This window comes from Pseudomonas sp. P4_C1 (assembly GCF_056402155.1).
The window spans coordinates 1-15695 of sequence record NZ_JBFUHY010000016.1 but is presented as its reverse complement, the minus strand read 5'-3'; the positions used below and the strand labels follow the sequence as shown (position 1 = coordinate 15695).

Annotated in this window: 18 protein-coding genes; 6 read left to right on the top strand and 12 right to left on the bottom strand. The window is 60.2% G+C overall.

The window, feature by feature from the left end:
* Positions 1–124: 124 nt before the first annotated feature.
* From AC1DU9_RS12750 to AC1DU9_RS12740, 3 genes are all read left to right on the top strand, one after another.
* Positions 125–274, top strand: a complete 150-nt coding sequence (locus tag AC1DU9_RS12750; protein ID WP_223463169.1) for a hypothetical protein — start codon at positions 125–127, stop codon at positions 272–274.
* Positions 275–364: 90 nt separating this feature from the next.
* Entirely contained in the window at positions 365–1042 is a 678-nt protein-coding gene (locus tag AC1DU9_RS12745) for a cysteine hydrolase family protein (RefSeq protein ID WP_477810239.1), read from the top strand.
* 5 nt (positions 1043–1047) lie between these two features.
* On the top strand, positions 1048–2412 hold the full coding sequence (locus AC1DU9_RS12740; protein ID WP_477810238.1) for a purine-cytosine permease family protein: 1365 nt from the start codon (positions 1048–1050) through the stop codon (positions 2410–2412).
* A gap of 183 nt (positions 2413–2595) precedes the next feature.
* Here AC1DU9_RS12740 and AC1DU9_RS12735 read toward each other — a convergent pair whose 3' ends face one another.
* From AC1DU9_RS12735 to AC1DU9_RS12720, 4 genes are all read right to left on the bottom strand, one after another.
* Entirely contained in the window at positions 2596–3942 is a 1347-nt protein-coding gene (locus tag AC1DU9_RS12735) for a glutamine synthetase family protein (RefSeq protein WP_477810237.1), read from the bottom strand.
* A 20-nt stretch (positions 3943–3962) separates the two neighbouring features.
* Positions 3963–4517, bottom strand: coding sequence for a helix-turn-helix domain-containing protein (locus AC1DU9_RS12730; protein WP_223463143.1), 555 nt, complete (start codon positions 4515–4517; stop codon positions 3963–3965).
* Positions 4518–4542: 25 nt separating this feature from the next.
* The gene (locus AC1DU9_RS12725; protein WP_477810236.1) at positions 4543–5832 is read right to left on the bottom strand and encodes an NAD(P)/FAD-dependent oxidoreductase; all 1290 of its coding nucleotides are present in this window, start codon (positions 5830–5832) and stop codon (positions 4543–4545) included.
* A gap of 138 nt (positions 5833–5970) precedes the next feature.
* Positions 5971–7173 carry an NAD(P)/FAD-dependent oxidoreductase gene (locus tag AC1DU9_RS12720; protein ID WP_477810235.1) on the bottom strand — a complete coding sequence of 401 codons (1203 nt, stop codon included), beginning with the start codon at positions 7171–7173 and terminating at the stop codon, positions 5971–5973.
* 312 nt (positions 7174–7485) lie between these two features.
* Here AC1DU9_RS12720 and AC1DU9_RS12715 point away from each other — a divergent pair, with 312 nt between their 5' ends.
* Entirely contained in the window at positions 7486–8046 is a 561-nt protein-coding gene (locus tag AC1DU9_RS12715) for an RrF2 family transcriptional regulator (RefSeq protein ID WP_477810234.1), read from the top strand.
* Positions 8047–8141: 95 nt separating this feature from the next.
* On the opposite strand, the gene AC1DU9_RS12710 is transcribed toward AC1DU9_RS12715, so the two are convergent.
* The gene (locus AC1DU9_RS12710; RefSeq protein WP_223463147.1) at positions 8142–8477 is read right to left on the bottom strand and encodes a hypothetical protein; all 336 of its coding nucleotides are present in this window, start codon (positions 8475–8477) and stop codon (positions 8142–8144) included.
* Positions 8478–8745: 268 nt separating this feature from the next.
* On the opposite strand from AC1DU9_RS12710, the gene AC1DU9_RS12705 reads away from it, so the two are divergent.
* Together AC1DU9_RS12705 and osmE are read left to right on the top strand one after the other, a co-directional pair.
* Positions 8746–8985, top strand: coding sequence for a hypothetical protein (locus AC1DU9_RS12705; RefSeq protein ID WP_108218034.1), 240 nt, complete (start codon positions 8746–8748; stop codon positions 8983–8985).
* 13 nt (positions 8986–8998) lie between these two features.
* Positions 8999–9349 (top strand): osmotically-inducible lipoprotein OsmE, encoded by a 351-nt coding sequence (osmE, locus tag AC1DU9_RS12700; RefSeq protein ID WP_223463148.1) that lies wholly within the window; start codon positions 8999–9001, stop codon positions 9347–9349.
* Positions 9350–9399: 50 nt separating this feature from the next.
* Here the strand turns inward: osmE and AC1DU9_RS12695 are convergent, their stop codons facing one another.
* The 7 genes from AC1DU9_RS12695 to AC1DU9_RS12665 all read right to left on the bottom strand — a co-directional run bounded on the left by AC1DU9_RS12695 (position 9400) and on the right by AC1DU9_RS12665 (position 15545).
* Positions 9400–9600, bottom strand: a complete 201-nt coding sequence (locus AC1DU9_RS12695; protein WP_223463149.1) for a DUF2188 domain-containing protein — start codon at positions 9598–9600, stop codon at positions 9400–9402.
* A gap of 117 nt (positions 9601–9717) precedes the next feature.
* Positions 9718–10416 (bottom strand): alpha/beta hydrolase, encoded by a 699-nt coding sequence (locus tag AC1DU9_RS12690; RefSeq protein ID WP_477810233.1) that lies wholly within the window; start codon positions 10414–10416, stop codon positions 9718–9720.
* A gap of 45 nt (positions 10417–10461) precedes the next feature.
* Entirely contained in the window at positions 10462–11235 is a 774-nt protein-coding gene (locus AC1DU9_RS12685; RefSeq protein WP_477810232.1) for a 1,6-dihydroxycyclohexa-2,4-diene-1-carboxylate dehydrogenase, read from the bottom strand.
* Between the two features lie 205 nt (positions 11236–11440).
* The gene (benC, locus tag AC1DU9_RS12680; RefSeq protein WP_223463152.1) at positions 11441–12454 is read right to left on the bottom strand and encodes a benzoate 1,2-dioxygenase electron transfer component BenC; all 1014 of its coding nucleotides are present in this window, start codon (positions 12452–12454) and stop codon (positions 11441–11443) included.
* 10 nt (positions 12455–12464) lie between these two features.
* Positions 12465–12953 (bottom strand): benzoate 1,2-dioxygenase small subunit, encoded by a 489-nt coding sequence (gene benB, locus AC1DU9_RS12675; protein ID WP_108218028.1) that lies wholly within the window; start codon positions 12951–12953, stop codon positions 12465–12467.
* Entirely contained in the window at positions 12950–14314 is a 1365-nt protein-coding gene (gene benA, locus AC1DU9_RS12670) for a benzoate 1,2-dioxygenase large subunit (protein WP_223463153.1), read from the bottom strand. Before benA ends, benB begins: the two co-directional genes overlap by 4 nt.
* A 271-nt stretch (positions 14315–14585) precedes the next feature.
* Complete coding sequence (locus AC1DU9_RS12665; RefSeq protein ID WP_477810231.1) at positions 14586–15545, bottom strand: AraC family transcriptional regulator; 960 nt, start codon at positions 15543–15545, stop codon at positions 14586–14588.
* Between the last annotated feature and the right edge of the window lie 150 nt (positions 15546–15695).

The following is a 15695-nucleotide window of genomic DNA, read 5'->3' as shown; positions in this document are numbered from 1 at the left end:
TTCGTATCCGGCACAGATCAACTGTGGGAGCGAGCTTGCTCGCGATTGCGGTGGGTCAGTCAACATCAATGCTGGATGTGCCGGCCTCAACGCAAGCTCGCTCCTACAAAGGTCGATTCCAATGATGACTGGTCGTCTCCCATCACTCGCCCTTCCCTCCAGCGCCGCGCGGGCTTACCTGCGCGGCGGATGGACCGCTTCGCACCTGCATTTCAAGCGCCTGCGCGCCAGCGTTTCGGCCAAGCAGAACGGCTTCTGGCAAATAGTTCACTGAGCCCACCCGAACAGCCAATCACGCACCCCGCGTCTCGCCATTGCATGGCGCGTACGGTGCATCGTGTTTCGCCTTGATCAGGTTTGCCCAATGAACAATAACAACGCGCTGTTGATCATCGACATGCAGCAGGAGGACGGCTTCGTCCTGGAAAACTTCGACAGGGTGGTCGCCCATACCGCCGCCCTGCTCGATACCGCCCGCCATCAGCGGATGCCTGTCATCTATACCCGCCACATCAATCAAGCCGACGGCAGTGACCTGCCCCACGGCGAACCCCTGGCCGCCGACGGTGGCCCCGGCAGTTACCGCGCCGGCACCCGGCAAGTGGAAATCATCGGGTCGCTGACGCCACAGCCCGGTGAATTGATCATCGACAAGGGCCGTTACAGTGCCTTTCACCTCACCGACCTCGATGCCCGACTCAAGGCAATGGAGGTCGACACGCTGATCGTCTGCGGCGTGCTGACCGACGTCTGCGTGCTGACCAGTGTGTTCGATGCCTTCGCCCTGGGTTATCGCGTGCGCCTGGTCAGCGATGCCTGCACCGCGACCACCGGGGCCGGGCATTACTCGGCCCTGCTGATCCTGGCCAACTGGGTCTACGCGCTGGAAATCCTCACCACGACCGAGTGCCAGCGCGCCCTGGAACACCGCGATTACATCAGCCTGGTCCCCGAGCAGCCGGACCTGTTTGCCCACCAGCCCCGTGAGCTGGAAAGCACCATCGCCCGTCTGCAATCCCGTCTCGTCCGGACTCAGGAGTGATCGTCATGCAAGTCGAAAAAAGAAGCATCGATTTCATCCCCGAGACCGAACGCCACGGCAAGCCGGGTTCGCTGTTCTATATCTGGTTCGGCGCCAACATGAACATCACCACCATCGCCTCCGGCGTGTTGCCGGTGGTGATGGGGCTCAACCTGTTCTGGAGTGCGCTGGCGATCATCATCGGCTCGTTGCTGGGGGCGATTTTCATGGCCTCCCATTCGGCCCAGGGACCGAAGCTGGGCATTCCGCAAATGATCCAGAGCCGGGCGCAATTCGGCGTGCTGGGGGCGGTGTTACCGCTGCTGTTCGTGATGCTGATCTACCTGGGCTTCTTCGTCAGCAACACCTTGCTCGCGGCCCAGGCGCTGGAGTCCGTCAGCCCGCTGCCGATGTCCGGCAATATCTACCTGATCGGCGCGTTGTGCTTCGTCGTCGCGCTCTATGGCTATCGGTTGATTCACCGCTTGCAGAAGCTACTGTCGATTCTGTCGCTGGTGGTGTTCGTCGCCGCCACGGTGCTCGCCTTGCAGTTGCCGATCCCGGCCGAACAATGGCTGCCAACCGGCTTCTCGTTGTCGAAGTTCCTGGTGGCGGTGAGCATTGCCGTGACCTGGCAACTGTCCTATGCGCCTTACGTCGCCGACTACTCGCGCTACCTGCCAAGCAACACGTCGACCGCCCAGGTGTTCTGGTACAGCTACGCCGGCACGGTCAGCGGTGGCGCGTGGATGATGATTCTCGGGGCGATCCTGAGCGTCGGCATCGGTGACTTCTCCAGCAATGTCGGCGGGCATGTCGCCGGTCTGTTCGGCACTGGCGCGGTGCTGTTGTTCGCCTTCATCGTCTACGGCCAGGTGTCGATCAACGTGTTCAACCTGTACGGCGCGTTCATGTCGACCATCACCGTGATCGAGCCTTTTGCCCGGCTCAAGGTGACGCCGCGGGTACGCGGTGTGTTCATGCTGCTGATCAGCCTGGTGGCCACGGCCCTGTGCACCATCAGTCAGGACGACTTCATCAACTTCTTCCTCAACTTCATCTTCTTCATGAGCTACTTCCTGATCCCGTGGACGGCGATCAATCTGGTGGACTACTACTGCCTGCGCAAAGGCCAGTACCGGATTGACGACATCTTCGACCTGAACGGGATCTACGGACGGGTCAACCGGATTGCCTGCGGCAGTTTCCTGCTGGCGATTGCCCTGGAAATTCCGTTCATGAACACCACGTTGTACGTCGGCCCGGTGGCCACGGCGCTGGACGGGGTGGACCTGGCGTGGATCGTCGGGTTGCTGGTGCCGGCGTTGAGTTATTACTGGCTGATGAAGCTCGGCAAGCGTGCGCCGATGATGGAGTCAGCGGCGGACTGAATTTCAGGCAAAAAAAATCCCAGGCAGCTGATGGACGCCTGGGATTTAAAAATGCATAAACCGTGGTGGTGAACGCGGCGCGGATATTACGGAATATTTCGGCCTGTAACAAGATATTTTTATTCACTATCCAGTTACTAATCCTTCTAACCCCTTCAATATCCACATGTTTTCTAAGGGCGACTACAGGAACCAGCGATACTCCCGCGCGCTGATGTCATGCAGAAATGCCAGATGATCCTGACGCTTGTTTTCGCAGTAGACGTCCACAAACTCCGCCCCCAAGCCTTCGCGCAGCGATGCATGACTTTGCATGGCCTGCACCGCTTCGAGCATTTCCAACGGAAAATCGATGCCACTGCTGCGGTCTTCGTTGAGCGGTGCAATCGGCTCGCGCTCCCCTTCCAGGCCTTGCTCCAACCCCACCAGAATCGCCGCCAACGCCAGATAGGGGTTGGCATCGGCGCCGGCCAGGCGATGTTCGATGCGCAGGTTCTTGATGTCCGACTCCGGAATACGCAAGCAGGCATCGCGATCCTCGAAACCCCAACTGGCGCGGGACGCGACGTTCACCGTGGCGCTCAAGCGGCGCATGGCGTTGTGGTTCGGGGCAAAGATCGGCATGCAGTGCGGCAACACATCCAGGCAACCTGCCACCGCATGGCGCAGCGCCCGCTGGCCGTTCGCCGCCAGCAGGTTATTGCCGGCCTGGTCATACAGGCTGACATGCACGTGCATGCCGCTGCCGGGGTGCTGCAAGTAAGGTTTGGCCATGAAGCTGGCGCGCAAGTTGTGCTTGAGCGCCACGCCCCGGGTGCTGCGGCAGAACAGGGCCGCCCAGTCGGCGGCGCGCAGGCCGTCATCGCAATGGCCAAAGTTGATTTCGAACTGGCCCGGGCCGAGCTCGGCGGTGATCACCGTGGCATCGACGCCCTGGGCTCGCGCGGTCTCGACCATTTCATCGAGCACCGGGGCGAAGCGCGACAAGCGTTCGATGTGCATGTTCGGCTGATCGTCGGCATCGCCGGTCAGTTCGTCACGGGGAAATTGCGGCAAGCCGTCCTTCAAGTGACTGTCGAACAGGTAAAACTCCAGCTCGAAGGCCACCACCGGGAAAATGCCTTTACGGTGCAGCCGGTCCAGCACTCGCGCCAGCACTTCACGGGGTTCGAATTCGATGGGTTTGTCCGTGCCGTCGGAGGTGATCAACATCTGGCCCAGAGGCTGCTTTTCCCAGGTCACCAGCTTCAAGGTGCCGGGCACCAAACGGCGCAGCGCGTCCGGGTCACCATCGTTGAAGCAGTAATCGCCGATCTTGAACAGCCCGCCCTGGGTGCCGAGCAACACGCAGTTCTGCGGCAGCTTCAGTGCACTGCCGGCAGCGACTTTTTCCAGCATCTCGATCGGGTAGCGCTTGCCGTAGAAATGCCCCGGAATGTCCAGGGAGATCAGATCGACATAACGCACTTCGGGGTTGCAGTGGCGGAAGTTGCGAACCTCGGCCAGCAGTTCAGAGCACACAGCATCCATCGATTTATTCCTTGTTGTTATCAGGTGTAAACCCAAAGCACACGGGTCAGTTGATCGGACCGGTTGCCGTAGCGGCAGTGCGCATGGCTGGCCAGTTGAAAGCTGTCGCCGGGATGCAGGGTCACCGGTTCGTTGTCGTCGAGCCACAGGGTCAGTTCCCCTTCCAGGACGTAACCGCCCTGCTCCGAGCTGTCCTTCATGTGCCGGTCGCCGCTGCTGGCACCGGGTTCGAGCTGGCTTTCGAGCATCGAAAAGGACGCACGCATTTTTGGCGAAACGAGGATGTCGGTGATGCCGTCGGCGTAGTACAGCGTGCGGCGCTCGTCCGGGCGGGTGACCCAGGGCAAGGCCATGGGTTTGGGCAGGCTGTAGAAATAGGTGGTCGGCACGCCGAGGGTTTCGCTGATGGCGGTCAAGTCCGCCACCGTCGGGCGCGACAGGCCGCGCTCGACCTGGGACAGAAAACCCACGGAGCGACCGATTTTGTCCGCCAGTTCCTTCAGGGTGTACTTTTTGTGTTTGCGCAGGTCCTGGATCAGGATCGCCAGCGCCGAGATTTCTTCTTGCATGTCCATCTTGAGGCTTCCAGAAAGTGTCGCTTCAAATGCTGTCGCGCAGTCGATACCAGGCCTTGCCGATGGCTTCCAGCGGCGCGGCCAGGTATTTGCCGCCGGGAAAACTGCCGTTGTTCAGGCCCTGGTACAGGGACAACTCGTCGGGCTGACCGAGGATCGCGTCGGACACCGCCCGCGCCGCGGCCAGTGTCGGCAACACGCCATGCCCGGAATACCCCTGCATCCAGTAAAGATCGCCGCGCCGTCCGATATCCGGTGTGCGCTTGAGGGTCAGGTCGATGTGTCCGCCCCAGGCAAACTCCAGTTCGACGCCCATGAGTTGTGGGAACACCCGCTCCAGGAACGGCCGGGTCGCCGCGGCGATGTCCTTGGGCATCCAACCCAGGTAGGTGCAACCACCTCCGAACAGCAGGCGGTTGTCCGGGGTACGGCGGAAATAATCGAGCACGAACTGGTTGTCGGTAACACACACGTTGCTCGGCAGCAGCGCGGTGGCTTGCTCCTTCGTCAGCGGCGCAGTCGCGACCTGATACGTCCCGACCGGCAACACGCAACTCGCCAGTTGCGGGTCGAGTCGGTCGAGGTAAGCGTTGCACGCCAGCACCAGCACGTCGGCGCGAATACGACCGCGCTCGGTGGTCACCACAAACCCGTCGCCCTCCTCGCCATAGCTCAGCGCCTTGCTTTGCTCGTGGATGCGGCCACCGGCCCGCTCGATCGCATCCGCAAGGCCCAGGGCCAGTTTCAGCGGGTTCAAATGCCCGCCCTCGGGATCGAACAGGCCGGCCTGATAACGCTCGCTGGCAACCCACTGGGGCAATTCACTGCGCTCGATAAATTGCAGTTTGTCGTGGCCCCACTTGTGGCTGGCCTCGTGTTGCCATTCGGTCAGCAGGCCTACCCGACGGGGCATTACCGAGGTCCACAGATGACCGGCGCGGTAGTCGCAATCGAACTCATGGCGGCCAGGCAAGTCACGCAGTTCCCGCGCAGCCCAGCGCATGCCGTCCCACAAGCGCCGCGCCCGTTCGTAACCCAGCGCCGCTTCCAGCGGTGGCATGTCGCACGACCAACCGAGAATCGCCTGCCCGCCATTGCGCCCCGAAGCGGCCCAGGCCACCCGGCTGGCTTCGAGCAGGGTCACGCGCTTGCCGGCCAGCGCCAGGCGCAAAGCCGTGTGCAACCCACTGAAACCAGCCCCGATGATCAGCACTTCGGTGTCTTGCTCACCTTCCAGTGCGGCTCGATCGACCAGACGATCGGCGCAGGTATGGGCGTAGTAACTGGCGACATGCCGGGTGGATTGCTGAAACATACGGCCTCGTGAAATTTTCTATTTTTAATTTCATGAAAAAATACACGGTAAATTTCACACAGGCAATCAACACGTAAAAAATCCCGCTCAGGCGAACCCGAACGGGATTTTTTTATTCAGGCGCGATGTTCGAATCAATCAGGCCACAGGAATCATCGGATCCGCCGAAGCCAATGCAGCGACACGATCAGCTGCTGGCGGATAGATCCACTGGGTGTTGATCTGAGTCTTCAATGCCTTGGCTTCATGCTTGACCAACTTGACCTGACGGTCCCAACCCTCGGTGTACACTGCGCCCCAGGCGCCCAGATCGAGGCAGGTCACGTACTTTGGCTGGCTGTAGGGCGTCGGGTCGACACCGAGAAGCTGCGCGGCGACGTTGTTGCCGGCATGGCGGCCCAGCGAAATAGCGTGCTGACAGGTCATCAAGGCGTAGTTGCCGATCTCGTCGCTGGCTGCATAAGCGACGTCGCCGGTGGCGAAGATATCGTCCTGGCCAATGACTTTCAGGTGCGCGTCGACATGCAGGCGGCCCAGGTGATCGCGCTCGGCCGGAATCTGCTCGGTCAGGGAGCTGGCGCGAACGCCGGTGGTCCAGACCACGGTGTTGGCGTCGATGCGAGCACCGTCGGACAGGGTCACGCCGTTGGCATCGACCGACACAACCGAGGCTTTCAAGTGCCATTGCACGCCGGTTGCCAGGCTGGCCTCGACGATCGATTCGGCGATTTCCTCACCCATCGAACCGCCAACTTTGTCACCGCGGTCAACGATGATCACATTGATGTCGGCACGGTCGCCGAGGATGGCCCGCAGGCGGCTCGGCATTTCAGTCGCCGTTTCGATCCCGGTGAAACCGCCACCGGCCACCACCACCGTGTTGCGCGCCTTGCTTTCGGGCTGATTGGCCAGCGCCTTGAGGTGGTTTTCCAGACGCACGGCCTGTTCGATCTGATCGACGTCGAAGGCATGTTCGGCCACGCCCGGCGTGTTCGGCGAAGCCAGGCGGCTGCCGGTGGCCAGAACGAGTTTGTCGTAGCTGCAGACTTGTCGGGCACCTGTGGCATCGACATAGCCGACCTGTTTTTGCCCGACGTCGATGGTCTGCGCCGCGCCCTTGATGAACTTGACCCCTACGGCATCGAACAGGTCGCCAATCGGCGCGGCCAGTTGGTGGGCGTTCGGCTCGTAGAAGCGCGGACGCACACGCAGCTCGGCCTGGGGAGCCAGCACGGTCACTTCAACGTCGTTGTGGCCGTGAATGTCGAACAGGCGGGTGGCACTCAAAGCGGTCCACATGCCACCGAAACCTGCGCCGATTACCAGAATGTGCTGCTTCATTTTTGACTCCTGGGGGGAATGACCATGTGTTGAAAATCGTTGAGCGGTTCAAGGATCGCCATCGGGTTGTACCCGGATAAGCGCCTGCCGCTGCGACCTAACAACTACGACTGTATTGATCCTAGTTAAAACCTGCAACAGGTTTTTACCGAGGGTCACCATCGAAAAACCTGATCCCTGAGCTGACCCCCATGTATTCAGCGCATCAGAAGATGCGTTAGCTGTCATGAAAAAAGATTGAACGAGGAGGGATTCGTTGCCTGACTTGCTTTCGGCTGCTAAAATTTGCGACTAATTCAGTCGGAGATCTGCATGTCTCTTTACAGCGCGGGTGTCGAATACGGCATCCACTGCCTGCTTTTTCTGGTGGGTAATGGCGGCGACTCGCGCGAGGCGAGCGTGCGCGACCTTGCCGATCTGCAAGGTGTCCCCCAGGACTATCTGGCGAAAATCTTCACCAAACTGGCCAAAGGCGAACTGGTGGTCGCCACTGAAGGCGTGCGCGGTGGCTTCAAGCTGGCCCGCCCCGCTGACGAAATCACCTTGCTGGATATCGTCAACGCCATCGACGGTCGCAAATCGATTTTCGATTGCCGGGAGATCCGTGGCCGTTGCGCAGTGTTTGACGGCGCACCGCCTGAATGGGCATTGGACGGAATGTGTGCGATCCATGGCGCGATGATGGTTGCGCAAAAACGCATGGAAGAGGCCCTCGCCCAACAAACCATCCTGGACATTGCCAGGAAATTCGGGCGCAAAGCCCCGCCGGAATTCGGCGTAAAAGTGGAAAGCTGGATGAACGAACGTCGGGAACGCAAAAGTGGCGCTCAGGCCAGCGAGCAGATCATCCCGACAACCAATCTTTCAGACTGATTCACACACAAAAAAAAACCGGATGCACACCAGGCATCCGGTTTTTTCTCGATTCGGCGAAAAGCAGTCGGCGACCGATTCTCACTCTCCCGCGTTTACAAGCAGTCGTGCACGATTTTGCGCAGATCGCCGGATTTGGCCCAAGGTGGCCCCTGATACAGCGAAATCCGGCTGCCGTCCTTGTACTTCACGATATCCAGCACTTCGTCGGCCGTGATCACACTGGGCGCGGTGATACGGAATCCGTTGGATATCGAAACCTGGGTGGTATTCGCTACTTCCTTTTGCCAGGCCGGTAAAACGCACGCCGCATACTCTTTTGGCGTCTTCGCGCTGTGCTTGCTGACATTCGGCTCGCCCGGTACCAGTGACGCTGGCAACGAACATCCGGCCAGCAACGCCAGCACGACTCCCCCCATCAACATCCGCATGTGGATTCCTTAAATTCGAAAAGAGAAAATGTAGCTCGCCGTCGTCCGTACATCCATCCTCAACGATTCAGCGACCGTCATTGATATCGGCTCCCCCGGTTAGTTCCTTGAGTTCAGATACGCCAACCATCTTTCTTGAGCAGGACAGCGTATTTTCTCGTTCACTTTTAATTCCCGACCAAAGGAAACCCCGCCGATTCAGACAAACACAACATCCAGCCCGGCAAACAGGTCTAAAATTTCGGTGTGCAGAGTTCAGGAGGTCATCATGTGGCTTAACGAATCGGAACAGGAACTTCGGCGTGATCTGCAAGGGCTGGCGTCAGATTTGCGCTGGTCGGCAGTGGAACTGTTGCGCATCGAGGAGCAATTGCGCCTGCTCGGGAGCGAAGCCGACGCGCAAGCCGTGCAAAGACTGTGTTCTTTATTTCAGGGTGATGAAGAAAAACTGTCCGGCTATGCCGAGGAAGTGAAAGCCAAGGTCATTAGCCGCAACAAGGCTCAATAGCGGGAGCGCTGCCATGAACAGGCCTCTATTCACGCTGGTTGTCGCACTGACCGCGTTGGCAGGCTGCAGCACCAACTCGATCTACCAGGACCAGCCGCTGGTCGCAAAAGTCGACACCGGCATGACACAGGAGCAAGTCCGGCAAATCGGCGGCCAGCCCTTGGCGGTCACCGGTCGTACCGTCGAACCCGGTACGTGCTTCGACTACAAACTGACTCAGTCCGGTCATCAACAAGCGTTCAATGTCAGCTTTGACGGCCGGGGCATGGTCGACCACAAAAGCTTTATGACGTGCGCGGAATGGAGCCACATGCAGCAAAAGGCTCGAGAACCCTCCCGCCCCAGCGGAGGCGGTGGTTACTAGCGCCGTTGCATCATGAAGAAGCCCCGGAGAACCGGGGCTTCGGGCTGGATTCACTTTGCTTGATGGCTGCGCGCAGGCCTGCCGGCACGAGCCCTGTAGCCGGGTAGCGACGCGGCAAACGCCAGCGCTTCTTCCCGACTGTCAAATGAACCCAGTCGGTCTCCCTGGGTACATACCCGCCAGGGCCCGTTGCTCACTCTGAGTACGTCATAGCCGTTCATGTGCATTTTGTTCAGCATCGGAACGCTCATAGTCACCTCCTCCTGGACAGTGAAATCAGGTTGACTTGCTTACCTTACACCCGCCCTTCTCCAAAATACCGACCAGACATCGCCATGGAAATTCCCGAATCCGGTTGCACTTGGACCCTAACCCTTGGCCAACGCCGTCGCTGCCCTGTCGATCAATGCCGCCACTTCGGCGGGCATCGACGCCAGGGACGCATGGCTGGCAGTCAAGGTCAGAATCTCCCGGGCGTTCAGCCGCTCAGCCATCCATTGCTGGTTTTGTGGAGCGATCATCCGGTCCCCGGTCGAAATCTGATACCACGATGGTTTTTTCTTCCAGGCCACCGTGCCGATGGTGTCACCGAAGGTACTGGCCAGCGGCGCTTTCTGGGTGAGGCCCATGACCAATCCTTCGGTCGCCGGCAGGTCCTGACAAAAGCTTTCGTGATAGAGCTCTGGCTTGACCCACAGATAACCGTCGCTGTCGGGAGCCAGGTTGGCCGCCGCCGCTGGCAGATGCCGTTGCGTGATGCCACCGGGGCTTTCACCGGCGTCCGGCGCGAACGCGGCGATATACACCAGGCCCACCACATTCGGCTGGTCGCCCGCCTCAGTGATCACCGCACCGCCATAGGAGTGCCCGACCAGCAGCACCGGCCCCGGCACCTGGGCGACCATCTTGCGCGTACGCTCGGCATCATCGGCCAGCGAAGTCAGCGGTAACTCGACGGCACGAATGTTCGTGTCACCCCGGCCGAGCAATTTGACGATGACCTTGTTCCAGTGGGCAGCGCCGCCCCAAAAACCATGGACCAGCACGATCGTGGGTTTGTCACTCATCACCATGACTCCGTTGTTTGCGGATGGGGTTGTCTGTCGCTCGCCTCAGCCCTGATCGCCGCCGCCCACGGGCATGACCATGCCGGTGATATAGGACGCTTCGTCGCTGGCCAGAAACAGAATAGCCCCCGCCTGCTCATCCAGGGTGCCGTAGCGTTTCATCAAACTGCTGTCGAGGGTCTGGTCGACGATCTGCTGGTACCAGAGCTTTTCCTGCTCACTCTGCTCGGCACCGTTGCGGGGTATGCGTCGCGGCGGTGCTTCGGTGCCGCCAGGTGCAGTGGCGTTGACCCGCACGCCACGACCGGCGGTTTCGAATGCCAGACAAGCGGTCAACGCATTGACCCCACCCTTTGCCGCACCGTAGGGCACGCGATTGAGGCTGCGGGTGGCGATGGAGGATACGTTGACGATCGCCCCGCTGCCCTGCTCCAGCATGAACGGCAGCGCCGCATGGCAACACCACAAGGTCGGGAACAGCGAACGGCGAACCTCGGCCTCGATCTGCGACGCTTCATAGTGCTCGAACGGCTTGGCCCAGATCGTCCCGCCGACGTTATTGACCAACACGTCGAGGCGATCGAAGCGCTCGACGGCGGTTTGCATCACCCGGCTGCATTCCCCGTATTGCTCCAGGTCGGCGGTCAGGGCCAGTACCTGGGTGGTTGGCGCCAACTGCTGCTGGACTTCGAACACCAGGTCGGAGCGATCCACCAGGATCAGCTTCGCCCCTTCGGCGGCCATGCGCTCGGCCACCCGCCGCCCGATGCCTTGGGCAGCGCCGGTGATCAGTGCGACTTTGTCTTGAAATCTGTTCATGTGTACCTCATGACGAAAATTGGCATCCCGGACGACACAGATCCAGTGTGGGAGCGAGCTTGCTCGCGATGAGGCCGGAACATTCAGCATTGATGTTGCCTGGCAGGACGCCATCATCGGAACGCCGCCCGGAGCAAGCTCGCTCCCACACTGGATCTGTGTCGTGCACAAAATGTGCGGTCGCCCGCTCCCACATTGGGGCGACTCAAGCCGCGCTGGCGGCAAATTTTTCGTAGTAAAAGTTGGCAGGCGCGATGCCCTGTTCGCGGATGAACTGGCTGACGGCCTCGACCATCGGCGGCGGGCCGCACAGGTAGACGTCGACGTCGCCATCGTTCAAATGCTTTGGCTCGATGTGCTGGGTCACGTAGCCCTTGAGCGGGTGCCGGCTCTCGGGGCTGGCGACGCAAGCGCTGAAGGTGAAGTTGGGGATGCGCGCGGCAAAGGCTTCGAGGCGGTCGATTTCCACCAGATCGAAATCGTGGGTCACGCCGTAGATCAGATGCAGCGGATGATCGCTGCCCTGCTCGGCGATCCTCTCCAGCATCGCGGTGAACGGCGCCAGCCCGGTGCCACCGGCCAGCAGCAAGAGCGGCCGACGGATGTCCCGCAGGTAGAAGCTGCCCAAGGGGCCAGCCAGGCTCATGCTGTCGCCGGCCTTGGCCATGCCGGTCAGGAAGCTGCTCATCAGGCCGCCGGGTACGTTGCGGATCAGGAAACTGACCTCACCGTCGCGCTGCAACGAACTGAAGGAATAGGCGCGGGTCTGCTCGCTGCCGGGAATCCCCAGGTTCACGTACTGCCCCGGCAGGAACGCCAGTTTGCTCAAGGCCTCGCCCTTGATCGACAGCGCGATGGTGCTGTCGGACAACTGGCGCACGGCGCTGATGGTCGCCTCAAAACTGGCCTGACGGGTGCGGCAGACCTCCGAGGAGGTCGGCACCCGCACCACGCAATCGCTTTGGGCGCGCATCTGGCAGGTCAGGACAAAACCCTGCTCGGCCTCTTCAGGGCTGAGGGCGTCTTCGATGTATTCCTCACCAAGATCGTAAGTGCCGGCTTCAGCAAAACATTTGCAGGTACCGCAGGCACCGTCGCGGCAGTCCAGCGGAATATTGATGCCCTGGCGGTACGCGGCATCGGCCACGGTTTCGCCGGCATTTGCGTCGATGAATCGGGTGACGCCGTCTTCAAAGTTGAATGCAATGGAATGGGTCATGACGGCCGCCTCACAGGTGGTAAACATCGATGACCTGACGAACGTAGTCGTTCTTCAGGATCACTTTCTTGGCCTTGATCAACGGGTTTTCACCGCGCACGTCGAGGGTGTAGAAACTGCTGCCGAAATAGCTGTCGACGGTTTTGTAGCGAAAGCTCAGGGTGTGCCAGTTGAAGCGCACCTTGCACAATCCGTCAGCCTGTTCAAGCAGCTCGATGTTGCTGATGTTGTGGGAGGTGCGGGTGTCCGGCACGCTGGCGCTGGAGCGCTCGGTCTTGATGCGGAAGATGCGGTCTTCCAGGCCCGTGCGGTTGCCGTACCAGATCAGCGAGATTTCCCGCTGTGGGTCCTCGGTCAATTCGTCATTGTCGTCCCAGGACGGCATCCAGTACGTCGCGTCCGGGGCATACAGTTCCAGCCATTCGTCCCACTGCCGATCGTCGAGGTAGCGCGCTTCGCGGTAGAGAAAATCACGCACGCTGTCGTAGGTGATGGTCATTGCACGTCCTCCACGGCGATCAGTTCCGATTGCTCATCAGCCAGGGCCTTGAGCATGGTCTGCTGCCAGTACTTGTGTTGCAGCACGAACAGACCTTCGTCTTCGGTGCGTACGCCACTGAGCAACGGGTGCAGGTCAATCTCTTTGGCGGCCTCGTCAGCGCCTTCGATCCAGTGCTCGGCACCACGGGACATGTCGTTCCAGGTGGTGACGCTGCCCTGATAGCTGGTCTGGCAGGAGCGGAATTCTTCCAGGTCGTCCGGAGTGGCCATGCCGCTGACGTTGAAGAAGTCCTCGTACTGACGAATCCGGCTGGAACGGGCGTGGTCGCTCTCGCCCTTGGGGGCGATGCAGTAAATGGTGATTTCCGTGCGGTTGACCGAGATCGGCCGGGCGATGCGGATCTGCGAGCTGAACTGGTCCATCAGGTACACGTTGGGGTAAAGGCACAAATTGCGCGAGTTCTCGATCATCCAGTCGGCGCGGGCCTTGCCGAAGTCTTGCGCCAGTTCGTCGCGACGCTCGTACAGCGGACGGTCCTCGGGGTTGGCCCAGCGGGTCCAGAGCAGCATGTGGCCCTTGTCGAAGGAATAGAAACCACCACCCTGCTTGGCCCAGCTGCCGGCGCTCATGGTCGGATTGCTGTCGCCGGCCTCGCGCTGCTTGCGCTGATTCTGGGTAGCCGCGTAGTTCCAGTGCACGGAGCTGACGTGGTAGCCGTCGGCGCCGTTTTCGGCGGTGAGTTTCCAGTTGCCTTCGTAGATGTAGCTCGAAGAACCACGCAGCACTTCCAGGCCATCAGGCGACTGATCGACGATCATGTCGATGATCTTCGCCGACTCGCCCAGGTGCTCGACCAGTGGCAGCACATCGGCCTTGAGGCTGCCGAACAGGAAGCCGCGATAGGACTCGAAACGCGCGACGCGGGTCAGGTCGTGGGAGCCTTCGCAGTTGAAGCTCGCCGGGTAGCCGGCGTTGGCCGGATCCTTGACCTTTAGCAGCTTGCCGGAGTTGTTGAAGGTCCAGCCGTGGAACGGGCAGGTGTAGGAGCTCTTGTTGCCGGACTTGTGCCGGCACAGGGTCGCGCCGCGGTGGCTGCAGGCATTGATGAAGGCGTTGAGTACACCGTCCTTGTTGCGTGCGATGAAGATCGACTGGCGCCCCATGGTGGTGGTGTAGAAATCGTTGATATTGGGAATCTGGCTTTCGTGTGCCAGGTAGAGCCAGTTGCCCTCGAAGATGTGCTGCATCTCCAGATCGAACAACCGGGGGTCGGTGAACATCTCGCGCTTGCAGCGATAGAGGCCCTGCTCGGGATCGTCTTCAAGCAGGGAATGCAAATATTCGGGTCGCAGGGACATGGCCGCCGCCTCCATTGTTATTGTTCAGGCAGGGCCATGCTAGGACGGGGGGTCAGGCTGGAGTATCCGCGGGGTGCAGACCTTTATCCGTTTTGTGCAGTCACTGGTGGTGTGTCAGGCGCCATCAATGGTGAATGTACCGGCCCCATCGCGAGCAAGCTCGCTCCCACAGTGATTTCGGTTGAACGCAAATTTTGCATCCAGCCAATAACACTGTGGGAGCGAGCTTGCTCGCGATGGGGCCAGACCAGACAACATCAAACTTGAAAGCTCAATGCCGGCGCTTGAGGGTATCCGACGGCAACTCGCCGAACTGCTTGCGGTAGCTGTCGGAGAACCGTCCCAGGTGCAGGAAGCCGTAGTCCATCGCCACTTCGGTGATGTTGCGCACGTTGCAGGTCGGGTCGTTCAGGCAGGCGTTGATGCGTTCCAGGCGTTTCTGGCGCTGGTAGTTTTTCGGCGTGACGCCGGCATTGCGCTCGAACAGTCCGTACAAGGAACGCAGGCTCATGTGCGCCTGGCGCGCCAGTGCTTCGCTGTCGATGTCCTGCTTGAGGTTATTGGCGATGTAATCGGCAATCGCCTCGAACGTGGCCGTCTGCGAGCCCAGTTCGAGGCGGCAGACATTGGTTTTCATCAGGCTGAGCATCTTGCTGACGATGATCTGCGTGTAATGCTCCTGCACCCTGGGGATCTGCTCGGTGGATTCGGCCTCCTGGCAGATCATCGCCAACAGGTTAACGAAACCTTCCAGTTCATTGAGCTGATAACGGTTTTCCAGAAACCGCACGCCCTGCCCCGGATAGCGCCAGCGCTGCTCATCGCAGACCGATTCAAACAAGCGGGTCGGGACTTTGAGGATGAATTTTTCGCAATCGGCGGAGTACGTCAGGTCCACCGGATCATCGGGATTGATCAACAGCAGCTCGCCGGGGGCGAAGTAATGTTCCTGGCCGTGGCCACGCCACAGGCAATTGCCGCGCAGCAGCACTTGCAGGTGATAAATGCTGTCCAGCGCACCGGACGTCACGCGCACACTGGCACCGTAACTGATRCGGCACAGGTCGAGGCTGGCGAACTTGCGATGATCGAGGCTGGCCAGCGGACTGCCGGCGCGGGGCATGAGAATGCAGTGGTTGCCGACGTGCTGATTGACGTAGCCTGACACCGCATAAGGGTCGGCATGGTCGAACACTCTGCTGCGCTGGCTCAACAGTTGAGCTTGCATCATCGGGTCACTCTCATTGTTGTTATAGGTTGCGTCGGGCCATTCTAGAACAGTGCGTCTGTGGCTTGAGACATTCCAGACCGTTAACCAAAACCCCTTGTGGGAGCGAGCTTGCTCGCGATTGCGGCCTACCATTCAACATCTATGTTATGT